This is a genomic window from Lishizhenia sp., from assembly GCF_033720595.1.
In the GTDB taxonomy this organism is placed as follows: domain Bacteria; phylum Bacteroidota; class Bacteroidia; order Flavobacteriales_D; family Crocinitomicaceae; genus Lishizhenia.
Map to the genome: position 1 here is coordinate 1 of NZ_JAWWCF010000153.1, position 7,400 is coordinate 7,400.

Below are 7,400 nucleotides of genomic sequence, written 5' to 3' on the forward strand. Positions count from 1 at the left end.
AGTGCTGTACAAGGAATATTAAACGCTCGAATTGTCGAATGATACTTTCATTTACCTGAGGAGTTACATCAACCCTCAAGTAAAGAAAAGGCAGGGTAGAAGTGAGTTGATTTTGACTGTAAAACTGCTTGTAATTAGCGCCGTGTATGTACAAAGCCTTCTGTCCACTCAAAGCTTTTAAGTTAATTTCAAAGCACTGTTTTAAATTAATAATATACCTTTTTTCCTGACCATTTCCGTAATATTGGTGTATGATCAATTCTGAATTTTCTAGGTTGAAATCATAAGCCGCACTGTCTATTAATACTTTTGACCCTTTACTGTCGTAAATGTTAAAGTCGGCAGATTGGGTCAAGCACATTTTGATACTATCAATTAATCTATCGGCTTCTTTTCGTGTAGATCGGTTGGCATCTTTCAGCAAGGGCTTAAGACTTTTCCAATGAAAAGGATCTACAGGGGCATAAATTAATGGAATATCTAGTTGAAAAGCTAAATTGACACCAATGCCATCTTGTTTTATCCAAGTATAAGCAAGGTCTATGTCTTTGCTAAATGGAGAAGATTTTCTGTTACCTGATAAATAGTATCCTTTTACGCGTATGGAATTGCATTCCGCATCTTGAATGAAGTAAAAGGTGTCGACATGAATACGTTCATATTCTTCGAGTTGCGTAGCTTGTTGAGAATAATATATTTCGTCCTGGTACTTCAAAACTTCAGTAGCTTGCGCTACTTGATCTTTGTCTAAACAGACCACATAATTGGCTAATGTCTGCGTTGAAAAAAAGAGTAAAAGAAGTGTTGCTAATGTTTTTAATTGCATCATATAAATTGAGAACTATAATGTATACGCAGGCGCAATTTATATGGATTTTTTTAGAAGTGAAAATTAATTTTGGAGGAGTACATTCACTTTTATTGGAGCTTCTATGTACTCCTTCCAATGTGTTATGAAAGTTTACTTAAAGCTTGTCCGTTGAAGGTAATACCTTCCCAGTCATACTTCATGAAATTCCTTATGTTTTGATGTCCTTCACCATTTGGATCGTTTAGAACTTCTTCAAAGTAAAATTTTCCAAAACAAGCCAAAGTTTCTTCTTTTGTAAGATCGTTTAGTTTTCCAAAAGCAAATATTTTACACGATCCGTTATTTTGCCCGGCTTCATTTTTTAGAGAACCATTTGTAAAAGCGGTAGGAGTGAAGGCGTAATTTTCTTCTATCACTGAAATCGTTTCCTCAAAGCTTACGTCTGATGGAGTGCTCTTAAGTTTTTTTATTAATTCTGAGATGCTCATTTCTATTTTTTTTACGATGATAATTAAAAAATAGAAAAGTCGTAGTTCTGGGTTATGCAGGATGATTGAAATAAAGGATTTACTACTGAATTATCTCATGAACCAAGAATATTTCACACTTACAGTACTCTCTCTTTTATAATGTTTAGGTAATCGGGATGTTGACTTATTCCATTATGTCCTTGATTCAACAAAGGGTAGGTGTGAACGGTTTTACTTTCTTTTTGAAGTTTTTCTGTATGAGAAAAAGGAATGACCCTATCCTCTTTTCCGTGAAAAATATGAATAGGTAAATCACAGTTTTGAAGGTATTTATTGGTGGTAAAAGGATACTTCACCAGAAAGCCAGGAAATATTTTTGTTTTTTCAAGACTTAAGGTTTTCATGTTATAATAAGGAGCGTGAAGTACCAATTGTCGGGGAGAGTTATCAGAGGCAATTCTAGCAGCAATTGCTGTACCCAAGGAATAACCCATTACCGTAATTTTTTTTTCTTCATACTTGTTTTTAATCCAATTGTAAAACGTTTGATTATCATCAAAGAGCTGTTGTTGACTATTGATGTTCCCCTTACTTTTTCCAAATCCTCTATAATCTGGCATGAATACATCGTACCCCAAATTTACATACTGCATTGCTTCATTACCCCAAGAGGATAAAGAACCGGCATTTCCATGTAAGTAAAATATAATTCCTTTTGGGTTGGGAACCGTAAAATGTAGGGCATGTGTCAGAATTCCATCTGCTTGTTCTATCCAAACTTCTGAAAACGTGTTGGAAAAATTATAGGTATGTTGATCGCTATCTTTTTTGGGGTGAAATAAAAATTTCTCCTGAGCTATGAATATAAAGAAACATCCTGCCAGGTAAATACCAGCAGACCATTTTAACAGGTTTAGGAACTTCTTCATCTTCTCGTTTATAATTTACCCTACAGGCGTAATAAGCATCATGAATAATGCATTCTTAAAACGGGGAAATACCCCAAGGGTTGTTGTAAAAGGGTGGTGGTAGTTAAAGTCGAGGCTAAAATACTAAAAAAAGTGTTTTAAATACAACGGAAAAAATGAATATAAAGCTCTTGTTCATAATTAGTTAAAGACTGTTTTTAACTAAAAAAAAACGGTCAATCTTAATTGATTGACCGTTACTATGCTTAAGCTTTAACTTTAAATTCTGATGTTTTGTGGAAGGTAATGTCTGGATAATCTCTTTCCGCCATTTGCAAGAGGAAAGGTGTTTCCGCTAAGAATACCAGGTTACCGTCTTTATCTTCTGCAATATTACCTGTTTTCGCTCTTGTGAAATCTTTTAATTTATCTTCATCCTCAGAGGTAATCCAACAAGCGGTATGGTAATTTTTTGGAGTAAATGAACATTTCGCCCCATACTCATTGATTAACCTGTGTAAGATTACGTCAAACTGAAGCTGTCCTACAGTACCCACAATTTTTCGATTACCCGGCTGTTGAATAAATAATTGAGCAACACCTTCATCCATCAATTGTTTAATACCCTTATCCAGCTGTTTCGACTTCATAGGGTCTAAGTTTTGTAATTCTTGGAAAATTTCTGGAGCGAATGAAGGAATACCAATGAAGTTCATTTTCTCACCTTCTGTTAATGTATCTCCAATTTTAAAGTTTCCTGAATCGTATAAACCAACCACATCTCCAGGGAATGCTTCTTCAACCACTGATTTATCTTGGGCCATAAAAGAAGTTGGGTTAGGGAATTTTAATTTCTTTCCTAATCGAATGTGCTGGTAGAACGTATTGCGTTCAAATTTACCAGAAACGATACGTAAAAAGGCAATTCTATCTCTGTGTTTAGGATCAAGGTTGGCGTGTATTTTAAATACGAAACCTGAGAATTTGTTATCGTTAGGCTCTACTTTCTTAACGTCTGTTTCTCTTCCTCGTGGCGAAGGCGAAATTCTAACAAAGGCATCCAACAATTCTTTAACACCAAAGTTGTTCACAGCAGATCCAAAGAATACAGGAGCAACTTCTCCAGAAAGGTAAGTCTCTGGGTCAAATTCATCGTATACACCATTTATTAAGTCCAATTCAGAACGCAATTCCTCTGCCGGTTCTTCACCAATCAATTCATCCAATTCTGGATTGTCTAAATCGTTGAATGAAACCACCTCTTCTGAAATCTTTGTTTTGTTGGCAGAGAAAAGATTCAAGTTCTCGTCATAGATGTTATATACACCTTTAAAACGGTCTCCCATTCCTATAGGCCATGCTAAAGGTCTTACTTTAATATCAAGCTTGCTTTCAATTTCATCTAATAAATCAAAAGGATCCTTACCCTCACGGTCCATCTTGTTGATGAACACAATTACTGGAGTATTACGCATTCTACATACCTCCATTAACTTCTCAGTTTGCGCCTCTACACCGTTGGCACAGTCGATAACTAAGATAACGCTATCCACTGCAGTTAACGTTCGGTAGGTGTCTTCTGCGAAGTCTTTGTGACCAGGAGTATCAAGAATGTTAATTTGTTTACCGTTGTATTTGAAAGCCATTACAGAGGTTGCCACAGAGATACCTCTTTGCTTTTCAATTTCCATGAAGTCGGACGTAGCCGTTTTCTTGATTTTATTGTTTTTTACCGCACCGGCTGTTTGAATGGCTCCTCCGAAAAGAAGAAGTTTTTCTGTAAGTGTTGTTTTACCGGCATCGGGGTGAGAAATAATTCCAAAAGTTCTTCTTTTTTCTATTTCCGTTTGGTGCTTCATGTGTATTTCAATTTGTAATCTTTAAACAGAGTACTGTTTATTCAAAATTTTGCTTTCCAATCCAATTGACCATTTCAAGCCTTGTTATTGTTGCAATCTTCTCTTCTTAAGAAGCTTAGGAAGGCAAGATAGATTTTTATCTTAGTTCCTAAAATTCCTTAAAAGACTGCAAAGGTACTTAGATTTTATCTATTTTCGCTCGCTGTGGAGAGAAAAGACAGCTTTTTAAAAGGGATGCTTGTTTTGTGTTTGCTACTTATAGCTAACGCAAATTTATGGGCCGAAGAGGGAGAGAAAAAGAATGCACCAGATTCTACATCATTAACACTGGAAGAACGTTGGAAAGAAACGGCGTTAGAGCGTTACCAATGTTTAGCTGATACCAATTTGAATTTTGAAGCTTTTGAATTGGCATATCGCGGTTACACCAAACTTATTTTAAGCGGAGAATTAACTAAAAGTAAATATTTAACGGTAGTTGATTTTTCATTGTCTTCATCTGAAAAACGCATGTATGTAATCGATATGGAAAAAGACTCCATTGCTTATAATACCTACTGTGCCCACGGTAGAAACTCTGGAGGCGAGTATGCAAGAAAATTCTCGAATACGAGCGGAAGTCATATGAGCAGTTTAGGATTTTATCTTACCTCGAATACTTACTCTGGTAAGTTTGATTTAGCATTGCGTTTGGAAGGGTTGGAGAGAACCAACTCAAAAGCTCGCAGCAGAGGAGTGGTGATGCACGGAGCAAAGTATGCCAACGCTAATTTTTTAGAGCGTCATGGTAGACTGGGTAGAAGTTATGGTTGTCCAGCAATCCCAACAGATATGGCAGAACCTGTTATCAATACGATTAAAGGTGGGAGCTGCTTTTTTATCTATCATCCAAGTAACTACTACTTAAGTCAATCTAAAATTCTAAAAGACTATAGCTTCCTTTTAAATGAGGGGTAGAAAATAATAAGCGTAAAAAAGGCGAAGAGATCATCTTCGCCTTTTTTATGTGTTGTTCTGAATTATTTAATACGTAAATTCAATAACTTTTCTTCACCGATAAATCCTTCTAGTGTGTCACCAATCTGAACTGGACCAACCCCTTCAGGAGTACCCGTGAAAATTAAATCACCAATTTTAAGTGTCATGAATTGCGATAAGTAAGCGATGATTTTATCTATGGAAAAGATCATATCATTGATGTTACCATGTTGTACTTCTTCACCATTCTTTAAAAGTTTGAACTCTAGATTATCCATGTCCAAATCTTTTTTCTTTAAGAATTTAGGTCCAATAGGAGCACTGTGTTCGAAGCTTTTGGCAATTTCCCAAGGCAAGCCATTTTCCTTGCATTTTTTTTGTAAATCTCGGGCTGTAAAATCAATACCAAAACCAATTTCATCATAGTACTCGTGCGCATAACGTTCCGCTATGTTTTTTCCAAGCTTTTTGATTTTAATCACCAATTCGCCCTCATAGTGCAAATCTTTGGTAAAGTCTGGAATGAAGAAAGGATTGTTTTTAGGAAGGATAGCTGTATCTGGCTTCATAAAAAACACAGGTTCCGTAGGTAATGGAGAGTTCATCTCCTTAGCGTGTTTGGCGTAGTTTCTTCCTATACAAATGATTTTCATACCGAATTATTTTCCAAATTTATTTTTTAAAGCATCTAGCTTGGCATTAAGGCGTTGCTCTTCTTTTTGCTTATTGATTTCTTTTTGTTCTTCTCTGTTTTTCTTAATGCGTTCCATTTCCTCTTTTAAAACTTGTTTGGTATAAAGAGGGAAGTCAGAGTTTAAGAACCAACCGTAGTAACCAGGTTCGGTGTTAGCGACAAATTCAACGGTTTTATTCTTGTGTTTACCGAAATTATAAATGATTTCACCTTCCTTGTTTTTAGCAATTCTTCCGGCAAAATCAACAACTTCATTGTTTCCTTGTTTAGAGAAAGTAGAAAGGAATTTTATATCATTTTCTAAGTTCTCGTAGCGTGCTACCTGCGCTTTCAATACTTCGTAAGTAGCAATAACATCCGCTTCTGCACTGTGAGCATTGGTTAAATCTTTATCACAGTAAAACTTATAGGCTGCCACTAAAGTTCGTTGTTCCATTTTGTGAAAGATGTTTTGTACATCTACAAATCGTCTATCGTGCATGTCAAATTTGTATTCGGCACGCAAGAATTCTTCCATCAAAACAGGTATGTCAAATTTATTAGAATTAAATCCAGCTAAATCGGCATTACCAATGAATTCAGCTACCTCAGGGGCTAGTTCTTTGAACGTCTTCTCATTTTCAATATCAGCTTGATAGATTCCGTGAATTTCACTGGTCTCCTTTGGGATGTCCATTTCTGGGTTAACACGCTTCGTAAAGGTATTTTCATCACCGTTGGGCTCTACTTTTAAGATAGAAATTTCAACAATTCTATCTTTGGTAACGTTAGTTCCCGTTGTTTCTAAATCAAATATTGCGAGTGGACGCTCTAAGTTTAATTTCATAATTCAATAAAAAAGGGTACGATTACTTTCATACCCTTTACAAAATTAGGAATTTTTCTAAGTGACTACTGGAACTGTACTAAAAACTTTGGCTTATTTTTTTTGATAAATGTAAGCGTTGGTTTTCTCTTCGTACTTATAGTTTGCAATGAAGTTCTTTGCTTCTTGTTCGGTTTTAAAGTTCGCTATACTGATTAAGAAATTACCTCTTTCGTCTTCAATTATTTGAGCCTGTGGGTTGTTTTTATACCTATTAGAAACAATTACTTCTTCAGCAAATTGACGATCATTATAGGTGTAAACAATTACATGATAGTTTAATCTAGTTTTAGTTTGAACCTCCTTCTTTTCTACTTCAATTTGTTTTGTAGGAATAACAACATTTAAGGCTTCGAGTTTTTTGTCCATGGACTCGTACTTTGTGGTACTTTCACAGTTAATAGCTTCCGTTTGTAAGCTTACGAATTGATAAGGAGCATATTTCTCTAAGTTTCTTAAATCGGAACGACTGTATATTGGTCCTTGTACTTTTGCCGACTCAATGTGTATTTCAACTTTACGGGCTATTATATATTCTTTTAAGTTTTCCCTCAAATAATCTTCTACCTTTTGAGCTCTAATTTTAGCCAGGTTCGCATTGTTTTTGTAAGACCTAGTAGGAACATAAGATGCCGAAGCATTAATGTTAATGCGTATAGAAGACCTACCCATTTCCAATTGCGCTTTTACACTATCTATAAAAGCAGTTAATGCTGTGTTGCTTTGATCTAATCCATTGTTATTGTAATAGTAATTGTGATTGAAATACAATCCACAATAACTTTCATCTGTTGAAGGTTCATTTACAACAAGGG

8 protein-coding genes are annotated in these 7,400 nt (G+C 35.5%); 1 reads left to right on the forward strand and 7 read right to left on the reverse strand.

Annotation, left to right across the window (positions count from 1 at the left end; translation table 11 throughout):
* The 4 genes from R3333_RS10800 to R3333_RS10815 all read right to left on the reverse strand — a co-directional run.
* A partial coding sequence (locus tag R3333_RS10800; protein ID WP_318958807.1) for a hypothetical protein occupies window positions 1–829 on the reverse strand: 829 nt, incomplete at its 3' end.
* A gap of 122 nt (window positions 830–951) precedes the next feature.
* Entirely contained in the window at window positions 952–1,299 is a 348-nt protein-coding gene (locus R3333_RS10805; protein ID WP_318958808.1) for a HopJ type III effector protein, read from the reverse strand.
* A 119-nt stretch (window positions 1,300–1,418) separates the two neighbouring features.
* Entirely contained in the window at window positions 1,419–2,210 is a 792-nt protein-coding gene (locus tag R3333_RS10810; protein ID WP_318958809.1) for an alpha/beta hydrolase, read from the reverse strand.
* Window positions 2,211–2,455: 245 nt separating this feature from the next.
* On the reverse strand, window positions 2,456–4,048 hold the full coding sequence (locus R3333_RS10815; protein WP_318958810.1) for a peptide chain release factor 3: 1,593 nt from the start codon (window positions 4,046–4,048) through the stop codon (window positions 2,456–2,458).
* Window positions 4,049–4,282: 234 nt separating this feature from the next.
* On the opposite strand from R3333_RS10815, the gene R3333_RS10820 reads away from it, so the two are divergent.
* Window positions 4,283–5,005: a murein L,D-transpeptidase catalytic domain family protein gene (locus tag R3333_RS10820; protein WP_318958811.1), complete on the forward strand. Its 723-nt coding sequence runs from the start codon at window positions 4,283–4,285 to the stop codon at window positions 5,003–5,005.
* A gap of 62 nt (window positions 5,006–5,067) precedes the next feature.
* Here the strand turns inward: R3333_RS10820 and R3333_RS10825 are convergent, their stop codons facing one another.
* The 3 genes from R3333_RS10825 to R3333_RS10835 form a co-directional block, all read right to left on the reverse strand.
* Window positions 5,068–5,679, reverse strand: coding sequence for a fumarylacetoacetate hydrolase family protein (locus R3333_RS10825; RefSeq protein WP_318958812.1), 612 nt, complete (start codon window positions 5,677–5,679; stop codon window positions 5,068–5,070).
* 6 nt (window positions 5,680–5,685) lie between these two features.
* A complete protein-coding gene (locus tag R3333_RS10830) occupies window positions 5,686–6,546 on the reverse strand; it encodes an exonuclease domain-containing protein (RefSeq protein WP_318958813.1) in 861 nt (286 codons plus the stop codon).
* A gap of 93 nt (window positions 6,547–6,639) precedes the next feature.
* Window positions 6,640–7,400: hypothetical protein (locus R3333_RS10835; RefSeq protein WP_318958814.1), on the reverse strand; the 761-nt coding region annotated here is incomplete at its 5' end.